Origin of the sequence: Acinetobacter sp. ANC 3781 (assembly GCF_004331285.1) — a bacterium.
Lineage (GTDB): Bacteria > Pseudomonadota > Gammaproteobacteria > Pseudomonadales > Moraxellaceae > Acinetobacter.
Genome location: NZ_SJOH01000012.1, coordinates 17,794 through 34,353, shown reverse-complemented (window position 1 = coordinate 34,353; position 16,560 = coordinate 17,794). Strand labels below are relative to the sequence as shown.

Annotated in this window: 14 protein-coding genes and 1 riboswitch; of the genes, 7 read left to right on the top strand and 7 right to left on the bottom strand. The window is 40.5% G+C overall.

Annotated features, from left to right (window positions below; genetic code table 11):
* Positions 1-226: 226 nt before the first annotated feature.
* Positions 227-871, bottom strand: coding sequence for a hypothetical protein (locus E0H89_RS09980; RefSeq protein ID WP_131216635.1), 645 nt, complete (start codon positions 869-871; stop codon positions 227-229).
* 138 nt (positions 872-1,009) lie between these two features.
* On the opposite strand from E0H89_RS09980, the gene baeS reads away from it, so the two are divergent.
* The 3 genes from baeS (at position 1,010) to E0H89_RS09965 (ending at position 4,953) form a co-directional block, all read left to right on the top strand.
* Positions 1,010-2,671: a sensor histidine kinase efflux regulator BaeS gene (gene baeS / locus E0H89_RS09975; protein ID WP_131216633.1), complete on the top strand. Its 1,662-nt coding sequence runs from the start codon at positions 1,010-1,012 to the stop codon at positions 2,669-2,671.
* A gap of 12 nt (positions 2,672-2,683) precedes the next feature.
* A complete protein-coding gene (locus E0H89_RS09970; protein WP_131216632.1) occupies positions 2,684-3,370 on the top strand; it encodes a response regulator in 687 nt (228 codons plus the stop codon).
* Positions 3,371-3,597: 227 nt separating this feature from the next.
* A complete protein-coding gene (locus E0H89_RS09965) occupies positions 3,598-4,953 on the top strand; it encodes an amino acid permease (protein ID WP_131216630.1) in 1,356 nt (451 codons plus the stop codon).
* Between the two features lie 71 nt (positions 4,954-5,024).
* Here E0H89_RS09965 and E0H89_RS09960 read toward each other — a convergent pair whose 3' ends face one another.
* The 6 genes from E0H89_RS09960 to E0H89_RS09935 all read right to left on the bottom strand — a co-directional run bounded on the left by E0H89_RS09960 (position 5,025) and on the right by E0H89_RS09935 (position 12,053).
* Positions 5,025-5,396: an MmcQ/YjbR family DNA-binding protein gene (locus E0H89_RS09960; RefSeq protein ID WP_131216629.1), complete on the bottom strand. Its 372-nt coding sequence runs from the start codon at positions 5,394-5,396 to the stop codon at positions 5,025-5,027.
* 93 nt (positions 5,397-5,489) lie between these two features.
* Positions 5,490-6,935, bottom strand: a complete 1,446-nt coding sequence (locus E0H89_RS09955) for a protein adenylyltransferase SelO (protein WP_131216627.1) — start codon at positions 6,933-6,935, stop codon at positions 5,490-5,492.
* A gap of 101 nt (positions 6,936-7,036) precedes the next feature.
* On the bottom strand, positions 7,037-8,203 hold the full coding sequence (locus tag E0H89_RS09950) for an acyl-CoA desaturase (RefSeq protein WP_131216626.1): 1,167 nt from the start codon (positions 8,201-8,203) through the stop codon (positions 7,037-7,039).
* A gap of 343 nt (positions 8,204-8,546) precedes the next feature.
* Positions 8,547-9,263: a glycerophosphodiester phosphodiesterase gene (locus E0H89_RS09945; RefSeq protein WP_131216623.1), complete on the bottom strand. Its 717-nt coding sequence runs from the start codon at positions 9,261-9,263 to the stop codon at positions 8,547-8,549.
* 271 nt (positions 9,264-9,534) lie between these two features.
* Entirely contained in the window at positions 9,535-10,113 is a 579-nt protein-coding gene (locus tag E0H89_RS09940; protein WP_131216621.1) for a cob(I)yrinic acid a,c-diamide adenosyltransferase, read from the bottom strand.
* Between the two features lie 95 nt (positions 10,114-10,208).
* Complete coding sequence (locus E0H89_RS09935; protein WP_131216619.1) at positions 10,209-12,053, bottom strand: TonB-dependent receptor plug domain-containing protein; 1,845 nt, start codon at positions 12,051-12,053, stop codon at positions 10,209-10,211.
* Positions 12,054-12,091: 38 nt separating this feature from the next.
* Positions 12,092-12,297, bottom strand: a riboswitch (cobalamin riboswitch).
* A gap of 155 nt (positions 12,298-12,452) precedes the next feature.
* Here E0H89_RS09935 and E0H89_RS09930 point away from each other — a divergent pair.
* The 4 genes from E0H89_RS09930 (at position 12,453) to E0H89_RS09915 (ending at position 16,510) form a co-directional block, all read left to right on the top strand.
* Positions 12,453-13,094: a phosphoribosylanthranilate isomerase gene (locus E0H89_RS09930; protein WP_131216617.1), complete on the top strand. Its 642-nt coding sequence runs from the start codon at positions 12,453-12,455 to the stop codon at positions 13,092-13,094.
* A complete protein-coding gene (trpB, locus tag E0H89_RS09925) occupies positions 13,078-14,319 on the top strand; it encodes a tryptophan synthase subunit beta (protein WP_131216615.1) in 1,242 nt (413 codons plus the stop codon). Before E0H89_RS09930 ends, trpB begins: the two co-directional genes overlap by 17 nt.
* A 506-nt stretch (positions 14,320-14,825) precedes the next feature.
* Positions 14,826-15,344, top strand: coding sequence for a DUF1543 domain-containing protein (locus tag E0H89_RS09920; protein WP_131216613.1), 519 nt, complete (start codon positions 14,826-14,828; stop codon positions 15,342-15,344).
* A gap of 173 nt (positions 15,345-15,517) precedes the next feature.
* Positions 15,518-16,510, top strand: coding sequence for a DUF2804 domain-containing protein (locus E0H89_RS09915; RefSeq protein WP_131216611.1), 993 nt, complete (start codon positions 15,518-15,520; stop codon positions 16,508-16,510).
* The last annotated feature ends 50 nt before the right edge of the window (positions 16,511-16,560 follow it).

Here is a 16,560-nt window from a genome sequence, read left to right as displayed (position 1 = left end):
ATATTTCTATGGCTTAATCCTGCAACATCTTCTTGCTGGGTACAAGCGTTTACATGCTTTTTCTTGGTGACTGTAAAGTCAAAGATTTCTGGCTTGAAATTGCTAAGTGTCTTGAGTGTAAATACTTTTAGAGTTTATTTGATGTCATAAATAGTCAAATGGGTCATTTGTTATAATCCATAAAAAAGGCGCCCGAAAGCGCCTTTTTTGAATTTGCAACAGGGTTTTATACCGCAGATTTTACCGGTGGAGTCATAGTAACTGGCGCTTTAGGCTGGAAGCGAATTTCACACTTGCCATCGATACTTTGAGCACCAACTTTAAGCTGAACCGCCTTACCATGGGCTTGACCTTGGCAGGCTTTTAACATGGCTTGCTGCTTGGCTTGACGTTCAGCCAGGCGTTGATCGAATTGTCTGGTCAATTCTGCACGTTTGACATCTGTCAGCAGTTCACCGTGTTGCATATGCATGCCTTTCATTTCACCACGCAGTGGGCGATGTTCACCTTTCATTTGCTGCTGTTCAGCACGCATTTTTTTCATTGCTTGATGGTCAGCTTTAAAGGTCATGACGCAAGTACCATCAATGGTTTTATCGTTTGCCTTAATTTGCACTGCTGTACCGGCCGCTTTGCTATCACACGCTTTTTGAATTTGTTCAACCAGTTGTTTACGTTCAGTACGTGCTTGCTGGAACTGCTGACGTTGTTCTGGTGTCATTTTACGCTCATGCTTTTGATGATGGCCGTGCATCATGCGAGCTTGGTCGTTATCTTTATCTTTTACTGTATTGTTCGATTGACAGGCGCTCAATGCACCCATGCTCAGAATACTTGCACTTACTAAAGCTATTTTTGCCATGGAATTCATTGTTGTTATCTCCAATGAAAAATAATATAAATTTGATGGTTTAAGAATAAATAATAATGATGAAGAAACAATGGAGAGTTTTTTGAGACAGTGTTGGTTACAATCATAAATTGAGAAGAAAATATTGAGACTTTGCTTTTGAATATTCGCCGCGTTCCGATCGCCTTACGCTTATTTTTGACCGTATTACTCACGACTTTAGTGATTACGACTGTCAGCCTGGGTGTTTTGCACTGGACCATGCAAAAGAATTTTGCCAGATATGTGGCGGATGTCGAAATGCAGAAACTCGATCATGTCATCAGCAATTTGGCAGGGGTATATACGGTTTATCATGACTGGGGCAACGCGATTCAGGCGCAAATTTTGCAGATTGAGGGCAAGGCCGATCCCGATGATTATGACAAGTTGTCACGCTGGTGGTTACGTCGTCAGTATGACATTGCCTTGCAACAGCGCTATTTTCAGGAAAATACCTTAATCAATACTTCATCCAGTTTAGAAAAACCGGGGCAAAGCAAACCGATTATAGATGAAGAAGAACTACGCATGATGGAACAGAATTTACCTTCTGAATATCAGCCTTTTGAAGGGCTTAAATTTCCCCTGAGTTCTAATCAAAATATATTTCGCACGGATAAAAAGAAAGAAGAGGCACAGACAGATTCAAGCCAAAATCAAACCAAGAAAAAGCAGTTTATTTCAATGCCCGACCGTTTGGGTTTAAGTTCCCGATTATCCTTATATGATGCCAACAAACAGTTTGTGGTCGGTGAACCCTCTGATATTCCTGTTTCATATCGCCCGATTATGGTAAATGATAAAGTTGTCGGCTATTTGGGTTTGAAACCGGTGCTGGATCAGGATGATGCTTTAAGTATCAATTTCTTTAGTAATCAAAAACGCTATTTATTACTGGTGTATGGCTTAACTTTCCTGAGCAGTTTAATTGCCGCTTTATTATTGGCAACCTATTTTAAAAAGCCGATTCAACGCTTGCTCAATGCAACCCGTGAATTGACCAAAGGACATTACCAGCATCAGGTGAAAATCAACCGCAATGACGAGTTGGGTGATTTATCGAATGAGATTAACCAATTGGCGGTGATTTTAGATCAGCATGAACAGTCGCGCCGTCAGTGGGTGGCAGATACTTCACATGAATTAAAAACACCATTGGCGGTACTGCAAGCGCAAATTGAGGCGATGCAGGACGGGATTCGTAAACCGACGCCGGAACATTTTGAATCCATGCTTCGCCAGGTTAACAGCTTGAAAAAACTGACTCAGGATCTAGCCGATTTGGCTCAAGCTGAAGCACAGCAGCTAACCTGCTATATGGCTGAGGTGAACCCTTGGCATGTAGTACTGCAAGAAGTTGAAAACTTCAAACCTAAATTTGCCCAAGCTGATCTGTCTATTTCGGTACAAGGTGAAGGGGCGAATTTACAATTAGATATAGATCGTTTTAAACAAATTATGGTCAACTTACTCGGCAACAGTATTCGCTATACTGAAGCTGGTGGTGAAGTTCGTGTGCATACTGAACAATCGGCGACGCATTGGAGCGTGATTGTGGATGACAGCCCGCTTGGATTAAATGATGAACAATTGGCACGTTTGGGTGAGCGGTTTTATCGTGTTGATGATTCGCGTACCCGTAGTACTGGCGGTACAGGTTTAGGTTTGGCATTATCTGGTAAAATTGCGCAGGCATTGGGTGGGAAGTTGAGTTTTGAACATTCTCCATTAGGTGGGTTGCGTTGCAAATTAACTTTTCCAAAACAGTTAAATAAATAAAGGATGAGATTCATGAAACATGTCATGCTGGTTGAAGATGAAGTTGAACTTGCACAACTGGTGCGAGACTATCTGGAAGCGGCTGGTTTTGAAGTCAGTATGTTTCATGATGGGCAAGAAGCGTATGACAGCTTTACTCAGCGTAAACCAAGTTTGATGATTTTGGACTTGATGGTTCCACGCATGGATGGTTTGACCATTTGCCGTAAAGTACGTGAACAGTCTGATTTGCCGATTATTATGGTGACTGCACGAACCGAAGAAATCGACCGTGTTCTGGGTTTAAACATGGGCGCAGATGACTATATTTGTAAACCTTTTAGTCCGAAAGAACTGGTGGCTCGTGTACAAGCAGTGTTGCGTCGTTTGGAGCGTCATGCAGAACCTGAACAGAACAGCTTGTTCCGTATGGATAAAGCACAGCAAAGAATCTGGTATCAACAAAAAACCTTGAACTTGACGCCTACTGAATTCCGTTTGTTGGAGTTATTTTTGGAGCATGTAGGACAGGTTTACTCACGTGCGCAATTACTCGATCATATTAACCCTGACAGTTTTGATGTAGCAGACCGCGTGATTGACAGCCATATTAAAAACCTGCGCCGTAAGATTTCGGATGCTGCTGAAACGGGTAACCGTCATGAGTGGATTCAAGCGGTGTATGGGATAGGATACCGTTTTGAATATCCTGAAGATTAACTTGGGTAGAAGCAAAAAAGCGAATCAGAGATGGTTCGCTTTTTCATATGCTAAAAACAATAAATTAAAAAATAAATTTTAATCTAAATTAATCAAAAGCTTATATGTTTATTTAAGTATAAGCAGAAAAATACTTTAAATAAAAGCGTATGGATTTAATTCGGCAGGCTAGGTCATAGCGCACGAAGCATTTACAATTCAGTTTTTATTGATGATGAGAGTGTGTTTTGGACAGCGAGACGCCTAAACTTCAGCGCCGTTTAAAGAATCGTCATATCCAATTGATCGCTATGGGCGGGGCAATTGGTACAGGATTATTCTTGGGTTCAGCACATATTATTCAATCAGCAGGCCCATCGATTATTTTGGGCTACCTGATTGGTGGTTTGATTGCGTTCCTGATTATGCGCCAATTGGGTGAGATGATTGTGCATGAACCTGTAACAGGGTCATTCAGTTATTTTGCCTTTAAATATTGGGGTAAATTTCCAGGATTTTTAACTGGTTGGAATTATTGGATTTTATATATTTTAGTGGCGATGACTGAGCTGACCGCCATTGGAAAATATGTGAATTATTGGTGGCCAGACATTCCAGCATGGGTTTCGGTTTTATTCTTCTTTGTTCTTGTCACTGTCATGAATCTTGCCAATGTGAAGATTTATGGTGAATCTGAATTTTGGCTGTCGATGATTAAAGTCCTTGCAATTATCGCAATGATCATCTTTGGCGTGTATTTGCTGTTTACCGCAGATGCAGCTTCTACGGTATCCATCAGCAACTTGTGGATGCATGGTGGATTTTTCCCACATGGATTTGAAGGCCTATTTTATATGTTAGCCTTTATGATGTTTGCGTTTGGTGGGATTGAGCTGATCAGTATGGCGGCGGCTGAAACTGAAGATCCGGAAAAGAATATACCTAAAGCGGTGAATCAGACAGTTATTCGCATATTTCTGTTCTATATCTGTTCTTTAGCCATCCTTTTGTCTTTGGTGCCTTGGAATCAACTAGATTTGGGTGGGCTGGATAAAAGCCCTTTTGTGATTATTTTTAAACAAATCGGCATAGATTGGGCGGCACATTTACTGAATTTTATTATTCTGACAGCATCATTATCTGTTTGTAATAGCGGGATGTATGCCAATAGTCGAATGTTGTTGGGGCTAGCAGAGCAGGGTAATGCACCGAAAGTATTTCAACAGGTCAATCAACACGGGATTCCAGTTCCTGCAGTGCTGTTTTCTGCTTTACTAATTTTTAGCTGTGTCTTGCTGAACTACTTCGTGCCTGAAAAAGCTCTGAGTTATCTGATTTATATTGTGGTCAGTGCAGCGGTATTAAATTGGATGATGATCAGTCTGATTCATCTAAAATTTAAGAAAGCCATGAGAAAAGAAGGCATTCATACTAAGTTTCCGGCTTTATTTGCACCGTTTACGAATTATTTTGTTTTAGCGTTTATGTTGATAATCCTGTATGTGATGTGGAATCAAGGCCTTATGTTATCCGTATTGATGCTTCCAGTGTGGATTGCGGTGCTGTTCGGATTGTTTAAAATGCTGCATAAAAAGAATGTATAAAATTTGAAATGGACTCGAGAGAGTCCATTTTTTGTATAAATCTTTAGTGGAATTAGTCATGTCCGAGAGGCTTATTTCACGACTTTAAGCAGCTCAATCCGTTGCTGTTGCAGTTTATTTAATTTACCTACCACTAATTGATAAGAATTCTTTATCAAATCCTGAACCAAGGATTCATCCAAATTTTCATCTTCAAACACCGAAATCCAGTGCTGTTTATTCATATGCCAGCCGGCACGGATATAGGAATAAATATCCCGTAACATTGCACCATCATCCGGGATAACTTTTAAGTTAATAGCTGCTTTACCTTCTAAATGAAAACTTAACATAAAGACTTTATCTATGACTTTAAATACATCACAGCCATCGCCAAAAGGCTGGGTACAGGTCACTTCAGGCAATTGAAGGGCAGTTTGGCTGGCAAGACGATGTAAGGACATAGTCGATCTCTTGATTTTATAATTTTATTTTTAAATAACACTGTGGATAATGCTGAAATTATCCACAGTTCGCAAGTCATCTGTTGATCAATCTTAAGATGAACAACTCACCATCACTTCCGGCACGTCACTAGGTAACGGTGCTAAATCTTCAGGTTTTTCTATGTCTGTTTGCTTGGTATAAGGCTGACTGAGTAATTTAAATAGGCGATCTACTTCGGAAAAATCATCCCTTTCCGCCAACTCAATCGCTTTTTGTGCCATGTGATTACGTAAAATATATTGAGGATTGGCTTTGGCCATTTCAGCATCCAATTCATCAGTATTTTGATATGCCCGAATATTTTCATATTGAGTCAAGAAGCTTTCAAACTGACGACGGTCTAAGCAATCATCTTTAATCACTTCAAATTCTTTGTTCTGAAGTCGAATAAAGCTTTGGGTGTAGTCGAGCTGTTCGCTTTGCAGAACTCGAAGGAAAGCCATACCGCAATCAAAACCATCTTTATGAAAACTTGGCAAGCCCATTTTCTGGTTTAAACCATGTTTATAGTGCTCTAAGAATGTTGGCTCATAGTGCTCTAAACATGCTACCAAATCCTGTTTCCATTGCTCTTTACCATAGTCTGTAGGGCAGAGCGGAACCAGGTTATTCAGCCAGTTCCATAAATTCCAATGACCAATACTCGGTTGCTGCTGATAGGTATAACGTCCTTGATAATCCGAGTGGTTGTTAATCCAGTTCGGACGGAAACGCTCCATAAAACCATAAGGGCCGAAGTCCAAAGTTGAACCGGTGATATTCAGATTATCCGTATTCATCACACCATGGGCAAATCCGACCAGTTGCCATTTTGCGATCATTACCGCAGTACGTTGGATAACTTGGGTAGCAAAAGCCAAAACAGGCTGTTCAGCCTCGAGACATTCTGGATAATGCCACTCGATACATTTCTGTACAAAGTCGGGTAAAAGCTCAGGCTGATACTGGTTGATCCATTCAAAATGACCAAAACGGATATGGCAGTCTGAAGTACGCAACATCATGGCACCAGGTTCCATTGTTTCGCGCTGTATGCCTTGCGTTGAGGAAGTAAACCCAACAGCATTACTTGAAGTAATACCCAAAGCATTAAGTGCATGACCTGCCAGATATTCACGAATCACGGAGCGTAAAACTGCACGACCATCACCCATACGGGAGTAAGGTGTTGAACCTGCACCCTTTAAATGCAGGTCAATGGTTTGATTTGTTTTATCTAAAATTTGTGCAATCAGTAAACCGCGCCCATCACCCAATTGTCCTGCCCATTGTCCAAACTGATGTCCTGCATAAACCATCGCCAGAGGTTCAAATTCAGCAAAAGTTTTTTGCCCACTACAGATTTCAACCCATTGAGCTTTATCTTCATCTGACCATTGTAAGTCATTAGCGAGTGCTTCGTTAAAATGACCCGCTTTTGCTCCTTTTAATGGAACAGGCATTTGATGGTGAAAAAGCTTGGGATTGAGCGAGGGATAACGCGGATTAAATTGCATAGGACAATCTAAATAATGGGGAGAGATGATATCACTATAGCAAATTTAAACGACCAAAATAAATAAAGCCCCAAGAATGGGGCTTTATATTGAATCCGATTTTACTCGGAAATAGTGTTCTTTTTAATATTCCGCATCAGAATTTTTAAGGTATTGCGATGATGGGAAAGACGCTGTTCAACCAATTGAAAATCAACTTTAAGTTTGCTGTCGATTTGGTGAATCTTTTCAGCTACGGAGGCTTTTTTTGTTTGAATCTCTTGTTCTTTCAGTTTTGCCCAGTCATTTAATGTGTGGGTAAACGCTTCATACTCCTGTGCAATACGGAGTTTTGCAGTCGCCATATCTTCGTTGACATTATGGCCATAAACTGCCAAATCCTGTTCAGCATATTTAAAGCGCATAGCCAATTCTGCTTTTTTAATATTAAAGCTTGGAATACGACGCAAGTTCTTGGCTAAACCAAGTTTTGAACATGACCAGATCAGCCATTTCGTTGGATCATACTGCCACCATTTCACGCCATTTCGGTAGTCATACTGGAAAATGTGATGATAGTTATGATAACCCTCACCCCAAGTTGCAATCGCTAAAATGAAATTGTCACGTGCAGTGTTTTCGTCAGTATACGGACGTTTGCCCCACATGTGGCAGAGTGAGTTAATGAAGAAAGTGACGTGATGGCTCAAGATCAGGCGAAGTAAACCACCCAATAACAATACGCCCCACATATCACCCACTGCCCAACCTACCGTAGTAAGGATCACGGCATGTACAGCAATAACCAGAGGAATGTAATACTTGTCCTGAAACATCACCACTTTGTCATTTAACAAATCCGGTGCATTTTTATAGTTTGCTTCTGCTGCTGGATAGTTGCGAAGCATCCATCCAATATGCGCATACCAAAAGCCGTTATTAATTGAGTATGGGTCTTGTTCGATATCATCAACATGACGGTGATGGGTACGGTGACCTGAAGCCCAGAACAAAATACTATTTTGAACCGCAAAAGTACCCATAAGCATTAAAATAATTTTTAATGGCAAGGTTGCTTCATAAGCACGATGTGCCCATAAGCGGTGATAACCCGCAGTAATCCCTAAACTACTCACACCGAGCAGTACAAATAAGCTGATCCATGCGCCTAAGCTAAAATCATGATGATAAGCATATAAAGGGATAGCGATTACAGCCACAATGGGTAAAAGTACCAGTGCGAACACTGCAATCCAGTTAATTGGGGCTTTGGGTAAGGGAGCATTCATCTCCAACAGCACTCCTAGAACCTTTTAAAAGGTAAAGGTAAGGTATAAATGAATCCTTATTCAATACAATTTATAAGGATTAAGACGTTATCAATATTAGCATGAGCGAACAAATCTTCACTAGCATTATTCTACATGTGTATTGTACTAAACAGTAACAGAATACTTGGTAGTCTTTATTGATTTTATCGAAGGCTTGGACATCTTATTTATATATGGACGATAGGACTTAAAAAAACATATTTAAACAATAGAATAAGGGTTTGTTCTGACCAAAATTATTAAATTTATTCATTCTTTTTAGCCTATTAAATGACGCCATATCTCAATATTTTTTATATGATCAGGATAAGTGTTGAAGCATCATTTTAGGAAAATCAGTAATCAATCCGTCAATGCCTAAGCTTTGCAGATGCTTCGCTCGTTCAATCTCATTCACTGTCCAGACACTGATTTCTAAATGGGCTTGTTGTGTTGCACGAATGATTTCATCTGTTGCCAGTGAGTTCATCCAGCCTATTTGGCAACAACCGAGTTCTAAAGCCTGTTCAATCGCTTTATGTTGAATGTCATCTTCAACCAGTAAGCCGCGTTTAAAGATCGAGTACTGCTGTTTTAAGGCCTGATGGATTTTTAAATCGAAACTGGTGATCACGGCGGTTTGTTCAAAACTGTGTAATTGTTTTTGTAATTCTAAAACCAGTTTTTCAGCTTCAGCCATGGTTGCAACAGCTTTGACTTCAACTTCAATATGCTCAAAGTCCTGCATAATTTTAAGAGATTGTTGAAGGGTAGGGGTAATTTCAAAGTTTTTCCAGTCTAGCCAAATGGAAGCCTGGTTATAGGACTGTAATTCAGAACGAGAACATTGGTAAATATTTTTGCCCTGACCCGTGGTACGCAGGAAATTGTCATCGTGCATGATGACGAGTTCGCCATCTTTAAGTTGGCGAACGTCGAATTCAACTGCTCGAATGCCTAAGTGATGAATGTATTGAAAGCCACCAAGTGTATTTTCGGGAGCTTCACCACGTGCGCCACGATGTCCGATGATTCTCATTTCATATTCTCGATATACTTTAATTTAACCAAAGATATTACAACGGAGTCTTACTGTTTGTAATAGTAGGGAGGGAGCTCATATGTTACTTTTCTTTTGGGAAAAGTAACCAAAACCATTGTCATCCGCAAAACTCGACAACTACTGTCATTTATTACAATCATCGCAGAAACAATTACTTTTTAATGAAGTCTTGCCTCAAACACTTGCGGATGACATTTTCGCGTATCAAATCTCGCTCTAATTCCTATTTCTGAATATCAATTTGTCATCAAATCGTTTCATTAATATTCTTTTGCCAAAGTACCTCAGATCCACCTTCAGCACGTTGCAAGGTACGAGATGCCACAAATAGCCAGTCGGAAAGGCGGTTGAGGAGTTGCAGTGAAGGAGCTTGAATATTTTGATCTCGAGTATGCACCGACATTAAGCTGCGCTCAGCACGGCGGCATACTGAACGGGCTTGATGTGCATAACTGCAAGCTAAAGTTCCGGCAGGTAAAATGAAGTCTTTTAGCATCGGCAGTGCTTCATTCATACGGTCAATTTCATTCTCCAAAAATTCAACTGAAACAGGTAAGACCATATTGTAGTTCGGAATGCAGACTTCACCGCCTAAGTCGAATAACCAATGCTGAATTAAGCTAAGCGATTTATCCCAATGAGCTTTTTCTTCTATTGAGCTAATTGCAATTTGTGAACGTAAAATACCGATACAAGAGTTCAGTTCATCAACATCGCCTAAAGCGGCAATACGTAAATCATCTTTGGCTACACGTGAACCATCACCAAGACCAGTTGTGCCTGAGTCGCCTGTGCGGGTATAAATTTTACTTAAACGGTGGCCCATTTGAATTCCTTAAATTTTTGATCTCTAAATATAAAAAGGATAATGCCATAGGCATGACATTATCCTCAAAAGTATTTACTTGAACTTGGTTGAAATTAGTATTTGAATGTCACGCCAGCAGAAGCTAAACGGCCGCCATTCACATAGTAGTAGCTTCGGTCTTGGTATGCAGTCTCGTATTCAACATCACCAATGTTTTGAATGTTGGTAAAGAGTTTAACATTTGGGTTTACATTCCAGAATGCATTTACATCTACAGTCGCATAGCCCGGAGTTTTGTAGTTGGCATCCCATTCTTTGGATTTGGATTTAGCTATTAAAGATGCACTAATACCATATATTTCATTTTGCAAACCAGTTGTTAAGGTAAAACCTTGACGGGGGCGACGGCTTAAATCCTGATGGGTTTCATTATTTTCAGATTTCACATAGCTATAAGCTGTTTTGGCAAATAAATCATTTTGTTGCCAAGCCAGATATAACTCTCCGCCTTTATAAGTGGCTTTATCAATATTGCTCAACTGACTGAAGTTTTGTGATCCAATCAGGTCTTCAACTTCAGTGTAATAGGCAGATAGGCCAGTTTTAAAGCCTAAAGGCAAAATCTGATCAATCCCTGCTTCATAGGAAATACTCTCTTCTGGCGCAAGTTCAGGATTGCCGTTCCAGGCATTGTAAAGCTCATTCAAGGTAGGCGATTTAAATGCTGTTCCAATATTGGTGTAAATACTGGTAGCAGGCAGAATCTGGTAACGCGCTGCGACTTGCCCTACCGTATGCGTGCCATATTTTTCATTGTCTTCTACGCGGATACCGGCCTGGGTATTGAGCTTTTCACCTTTAAATTGATGCTGTACATAGTAGCCGGTGGAATCGATATCTTCCTGATAAGGTGCACCGTAGGACAAAATGTCTGCATCAAGATTACGCTGAGTTACACCTGCAAGAATGCTGTGCTGAGGCAAGAAGTTCCATTTGCCGTAAAGTTCAGCTTCTTGGGTTTTGCTATGCACAAAATCAGTCGAATCTTTTTGCTCGACCTGATCTTTAAATTGAGATAAACGTCCATTCAGCTCAATGTTTTCCGTAACCTTAGCGCGGCCTCTTAAATTAACGATTTCGTTTTCAAAATCCTGTTTGAGCAAGCTGCCATCAAACGCATAGGCATCATATAAATTTTTACCTTCATTGCGGCTGTAATCTAGAGATGCGGCAATTTTTTGTTTTTCTACGCCTAGTTTGGCGCTATAACCTTTTTGATCAAATGCAGCGGTTTCTGAGCGATCAGTTTTCTGATTAGTGACTTGAGTGGCGTTAGACTCTAGACGTTGGCCACGAATCTGAGCATAGAAACCGTCTTCCGCTAAATCTGCGCCAAGGACAGATTTATAGGTTTGATGTTCGCCGATTTCACCGGTGATAAATGCGCTTGTTTTTTCCGGGGTTTTGGAAACCAATTGAACTACACCGCCAATTGCATCCGTACCATAGAGTACAGATGCAGGGCCTTTTAAAATCTCAATTTGCTTAATATCTGTGGTATCAATAAAAGCAAGGCTTGCTGTACCTGAAGATGCATTATTCAGCCGTACACCATCACGTAAAATCAAAGTATGGTCAGATTCAGTGCCACGTAAATAAATATCGGCAAGTTGCCCCATACCGCCACTTTGAACCATGTTGATAGCAGCATCGTGTTTGAGCAGATCGGGAAAAGAGGCAATAGGAGATTGTTCGAGAATATCGGATTCGATAATTGATATCCGCGCAGGCACATTTTCGATTTTTTCTTCAGAACGAGTAGCGGTAATAACTAAAGTTTCTAAAGATGAGTTTACTGCAGCTTTTTCAGGTGTTTCATTTGCAGAAACATTGGTTGAAAAACCCATCGTAATAGTGATTGCGCCCACTAAAGCTGTAGGTTGAAAAAGAGTAGACATGTTTTTAAGCTCCATACATTCACCCCCCGTGAATGATTGAGTTAAAGGAGCAACAAGCAGGTTTCCGGACTCAAATGCGACATATAGAATGTACTGTAACTTCACCTTCCCACATCAGTCTGCAGTGGTGTAAATCAATTGATTTATAAAAGTTACTTTTCATTTTTACCGTTGCGGGGGCAGTGTCGGAGTTGCACCAACTTCCCTAAAGCATATTGCTATGACTTATTGCATTTGCGCGCAGTATAAGGTTTGTGTATGCATTAGACAATCTATGTCAATATTATTCCGGATGAACTTTACTCAAGCTTTTAAAATTGCATTACAATGATTCGCCCCCATATTTATAGACTGACTATAAATCGGGCAAAGATTAAGCCAAAAATTAGAGCGAAGTGTATGCGAACCCGTGCCAAAATTTGCGGAATCACACGAATAGAAGATATACATTCAGTTGTGAATGCCGGAGCAGATGCAATTGGTTTTGTATTTTTCTCACCGAGTCCACGCAGTGTTACCCAAGAGCAAGCGAAAGAACTGATTCAGCATGTACCTGCCTATGTGCAGACTGTGGGTTTGTTTGTGAATGCATCGCTTGATGAAATTGCGCAAATTTTAAAACACGCACCAGTCGATATTTTGCAGTTCCATGGTGATGAAACACCTGAACAATGTCAGCACATTTCGAATCAGGTCGGTCGCCGCTGGTATAAAGCAATACAAGTGAAACCTGAGCTAGATGTCATTAATACTATAAAAAGCTACCAAAATGTAGGCGCAAGCGCAGTATTATTGGATGCTTGGCATCCTGAACTGAAGGGCGGAACAGGGCACAGCTTTGACTGGTCAAAATTCCCCAAACTCGATATTCCTTTAATTTTGGCGGGCGGCTTAAAGCCTGACAATATTGAAGACGCTATAAAGACGACCAATGCTTATGCAGTCGATGTCAGCGGAGGCGTAGAGTCCGCAAAAGGTATAAAAGACCAACAACTCATTGAACAGTTTATGCAAGGAGTCCAACGTGGATCAGCAAAATAAAGGTCATAACAGTCAAGTTGACTATACCCAATTCCCCGACGAACGCGGGCATTTCGGTATTCATGGCGGACGTTTTGTCTCAGAAACACTGATGGCGGCTTTAGAAGACTTGGAAAAGCTCTATTTCCGCATGAAAGATGATAAACAGTTTCTGGCAGAATTCGACCGTGATTTAGCCTACTATGTAGGTCGTCCGAGTCCACTTTATCATGCTGAACGATGGTCAAAAGAGTTGGGTGGTGCGCAAATTTACTTAAAACGTGAAGACTTGAATCACACCGGTTCGCACAAAGTCAACAACACTATTGGCCAGGCACTACTTGCTAAACTTTCAGGTAAAAAACGGATTATTGCAGAAACTGGCGCAGGTCAGCATGGCGTAGCAACAGCTACGATCGCTGCACGTTTAGGACTTGAATGTGTGGTGTTCATGGGTGCAGACGATGTTAAACGTCAAGCCATGAATGTATACCGTATGCGTTTACTCGGTGCTACAGTTGTACCGGTAGAAAGCGGTTCAAAAACATTGAAAGATGCCATGAACGAAGCGATGCGTGACTGGGTAACTAATGTTGATTCAACTTATTACGTGATTGGGACAGTTGCAGGTCCGCACCCATATCCGCAACTGGTTCGTGACTTCCAGTCGATTATTGGTCGTGAAGCACGTAAACAGATTCAGGAGCAGGCAGGGCGTTTACCTGATGCCCTGGTTGCATGTGTCGGCGGTGGTTCAAATGCGATGGGCTTATTCTATCCGTTCCTGAATGATGAAGATGTGAAAATGTACGGTGTTGAAGCAGCAGGTCATGGTATTGAGACTGGTAAGCACTCCGCGCCGCTAAACGCAGGTCATGTTGGTGTACTGCATGGTAACCGTACTTATTTGATGTCGGATGAGCAAGGCCAAATCATTGAAACGCATTCAATTTCTGCCGGTCTGGATTATCCGGGGGTAGGTCCTGAACACAGTTTCTTAAAAGATATGGATCGCGTCAAATATGTGCCAATCAATGATCAGGAAGCGCTGCAAGGCTTCCGCGATTTAACCCAGATTGAAGGGATTATTCCCGCGCTTGAAAGTGCACATGCCATGGCTTATGTGACCAAACTTGCGCCAACGATGTCTAAAGATCAAATTATTATTGCCACTGTTTCAGGTCGTGGTGATAAGGACTTGATGACGGTTGCCCGTATTGATGGCGTAGAAATGGTTGAGATGTAATTTCGCTCTTAAGCCTGTCCCTCTGGGAGAGGTTTGGAGAGGGTGGATATTGAAAAAGATCGTGCCGAAGCAATTCAGCACGATTTTTTTATTACTTAAATCGGTGCTAAATTTAGAATACTTGCTTTAATTTGCAGTTCGGGAAGGCGACATAGATGTAATGTCTGCTCAACAAGATGGTTTTGTTAATTTTTCCGAAACAAAAGTAAGATATTTCCTAACAATGAAAACTCTAGTCAAATTCAATTTTGTGGTTATGAAGATATCTACATTTTGACGGAGTCTTATGGTTTATAACTCAAATGTAAAGAACTCGTAATGTTACTTTAAATAAGCTCAAAGTAATCAAAGGCATTGTCATTCGCAAAACTCGTCTTATACTTTCATGTGATTAATATAGTTGCAAAAACGTCTCTATCGAAATGTGGTCTGCCTCGAACAATTGCGAATGACGTTTCCGTGAATCGCATGATTGCTGTAAAAAATGTGTCAAAAAAGGAAATAGAATGCCCAGTCTTTTTATGGTCATGCTCGGTGGTCGTCATGTACGTGCCAATACAGAAGTTCATGATGTAGTACTTGCAGTGGGAGATTCATTAGAAGAGACCTATCCTCAACTAAAAAATGCCTGGTTTGGTGAACAGAAAGGCTTGCATGTTGATGCTTGGGCACAAATTAATGGCGTGGAATTTGAGGGTGAAAAATATCAAATCCAATTTAGTAACGCCCAGCCGAATTCATCCGAACAAAAGCTATTTTTAATTAATTTGGGTGGTTATGATGCTCGTGAATTTGGTGAATTGCATCGCTATATTTTAGTGGTGGCACAAAATGCTATGCTGGCAAAACAAAGTGGTAAAGCTTACTTTGCACAACATTGGCAAAAACAGCATACCGACCGTGTGTTAGAGGTAGATGATTGTATTGCGATCGATCAGGTACATGGTCGTTATGTGCAATTGGTGAAAGGTGAATTTAGCGAAAATAACTGGGAAAATACTTATTTGCTGCTCTCTGGAAACTGATTTATATCTCTTTGATTAATAAATTATATTTATTAAATAACAAACATCTGGGAATAATATACTTTTTTGTATATTTTCGATGAAAAGATGCTTTTTGATACTTTTAAGTTAGATTTATATGGGCATAATAAGATTAAGGATTTGTGATCTCTTAGCTAGATGGAATTTGATAAATGGATTTGATTCAATCAAATGGACAACCGCATTATGGACGTTTTAGTACTCTCCCAAAGACCATCGATTTAAATAAGTACCAGTATAAAACACCTTATGGAAAGGTTTTAACGGGTTGGCGCAAGCGATTAAAATATAAAAAATTTAAATTTTGCTGCATTCAACATGAACATTACACCATTGGTCTGGCAATCGCAGATATTGCATGGGCAGGGCATGGTTTTTTCTATATCTATAATCATCAGCGTGCTGAAGTTTTAGAATGGAACGCAATTAATTTTTTGTCACGCCATACCACTGTTGATGAGCAACCACTTTATAACCAGAGTTTTTTCTCAAAATCACCTTTTCAAATTGATATTCAGCATGCCAATGGCGTGCGTTATATCCATGTGACTAAACATGGTGAAATCAAGCTGAGTGCACGCATCTTTTGTGCCGGCACAGATCCACTCAGTATGTGTAGCCCGACGGGAATTAATGGCTGGACCTATACCCAGAAGCTCACGACTTTGGGTTGTGAAGGTTTCTTTATTAATAAACAGGGTCAAACCATACAGTTTCATGAAAAAACCTTTGCTTCACTTGACGATACCTGTGGTTTTTTACGTCCAGAAACAGCCTGGTTCTGGTTATCCTGTAATTTTTGGGATTCGCATAATAATCGAATAGGTTTGAATTTGGCATCCGGCGTGAATGAGAGTTTTGGCAACGAAAACTGTTTGTGGGTGAATGGAGTTTTATATCCAGTAAGTGATGTTTTATTCCAGCATCAGGGTGAAGATCATTGGACCATTCGATCGCTAGATGAAAAACTTCATTTGGATGTCAAAACGGGCTGGCGACGCTATGAAAATCTGAATTTAAGATTGGTCGGCAGTCAGTTCAGTCAATGGCAAGCCAAAATTAGCGGCACCATTCAGCAAGATGACCAGGAAATTGTTTTGTTAAACGAATATGGTTTGTTGGAACAGCACTATGCCAAATGGTAATACATACCGAGCAGAAATAATAAAACCAAGTTCAGATTGATCTGAACTTG

What these genes read in the sequence shown, in the direction of transcription:
- E0H89_RS09960 (WP_131216629.1), bottom strand. Translation starts at nt 5,396, where the DNA reads ATGTCCTTACATCGTCTTGCCAGCCAAACTGCCCTTCAATTGCCTGAA.
- E0H89_RS09950 (WP_131216626.1), bottom strand. Translation starts at nt 8,203, where the DNA reads ATGAATGCTCCCTTACCCAAAGCCCCAATTAACTGGATTGCAGTGTTC.
- E0H89_RS09955 (WP_131216627.1), bottom strand. Translation starts at nt 6,935, where the DNA reads ATGCAATTTAATCCGCGTTATCCCTCGCTCAATCCCAAGCTTTTTCAC.
- E0H89_RS09940 (WP_131216621.1), bottom strand. Translation starts at nt 10,113, where the DNA reads ATGGGCCACCGTTTAAGTAAAATTTATACCCGCACAGGCGACTCAGGC.
- E0H89_RS09915 (WP_131216611.1), top strand. Translation starts at nt 15,518, where the DNA reads ATGGATTTGATTCAATCAAATGGACAACCGCATTATGGACGTTTTAGT.
- E0H89_RS09920 (WP_131216613.1), top strand. Translation starts at nt 14,826, where the DNA reads ATGCCCAGTCTTTTTATGGTCATGCTCGGTGGTCGTCATGTACGTGCC.
- E0H89_RS09930 (WP_131216617.1), top strand. Translation starts at nt 12,453, where the DNA reads ATGCGAACCCGTGCCAAAATTTGCGGAATCACACGAATAGAAGATATA.
- E0H89_RS09935 (WP_131216619.1), bottom strand. Translation starts at nt 12,053, where the DNA reads ATGTCTACTCTTTTTCAACCTACAGCTTTAGTGGGCGCAATCACTATT.
- E0H89_RS09980 (WP_131216635.1), bottom strand. Translation starts at nt 871, where the DNA reads ATGAATTCCATGGCAAAAATAGCTTTAGTAAGTGCAAGTATTCTGAGC.
- E0H89_RS09970 (WP_131216632.1), top strand. Translation starts at nt 2,684, where the DNA reads ATGAAACATGTCATGCTGGTTGAAGATGAAGTTGAACTTGCACAACTG.
- E0H89_RS09945 (WP_131216623.1), bottom strand. Translation starts at nt 9,263, where the DNA reads ATGAGAATCATCGGACATCGTGGCGCACGTGGTGAAGCTCCCGAAAAT.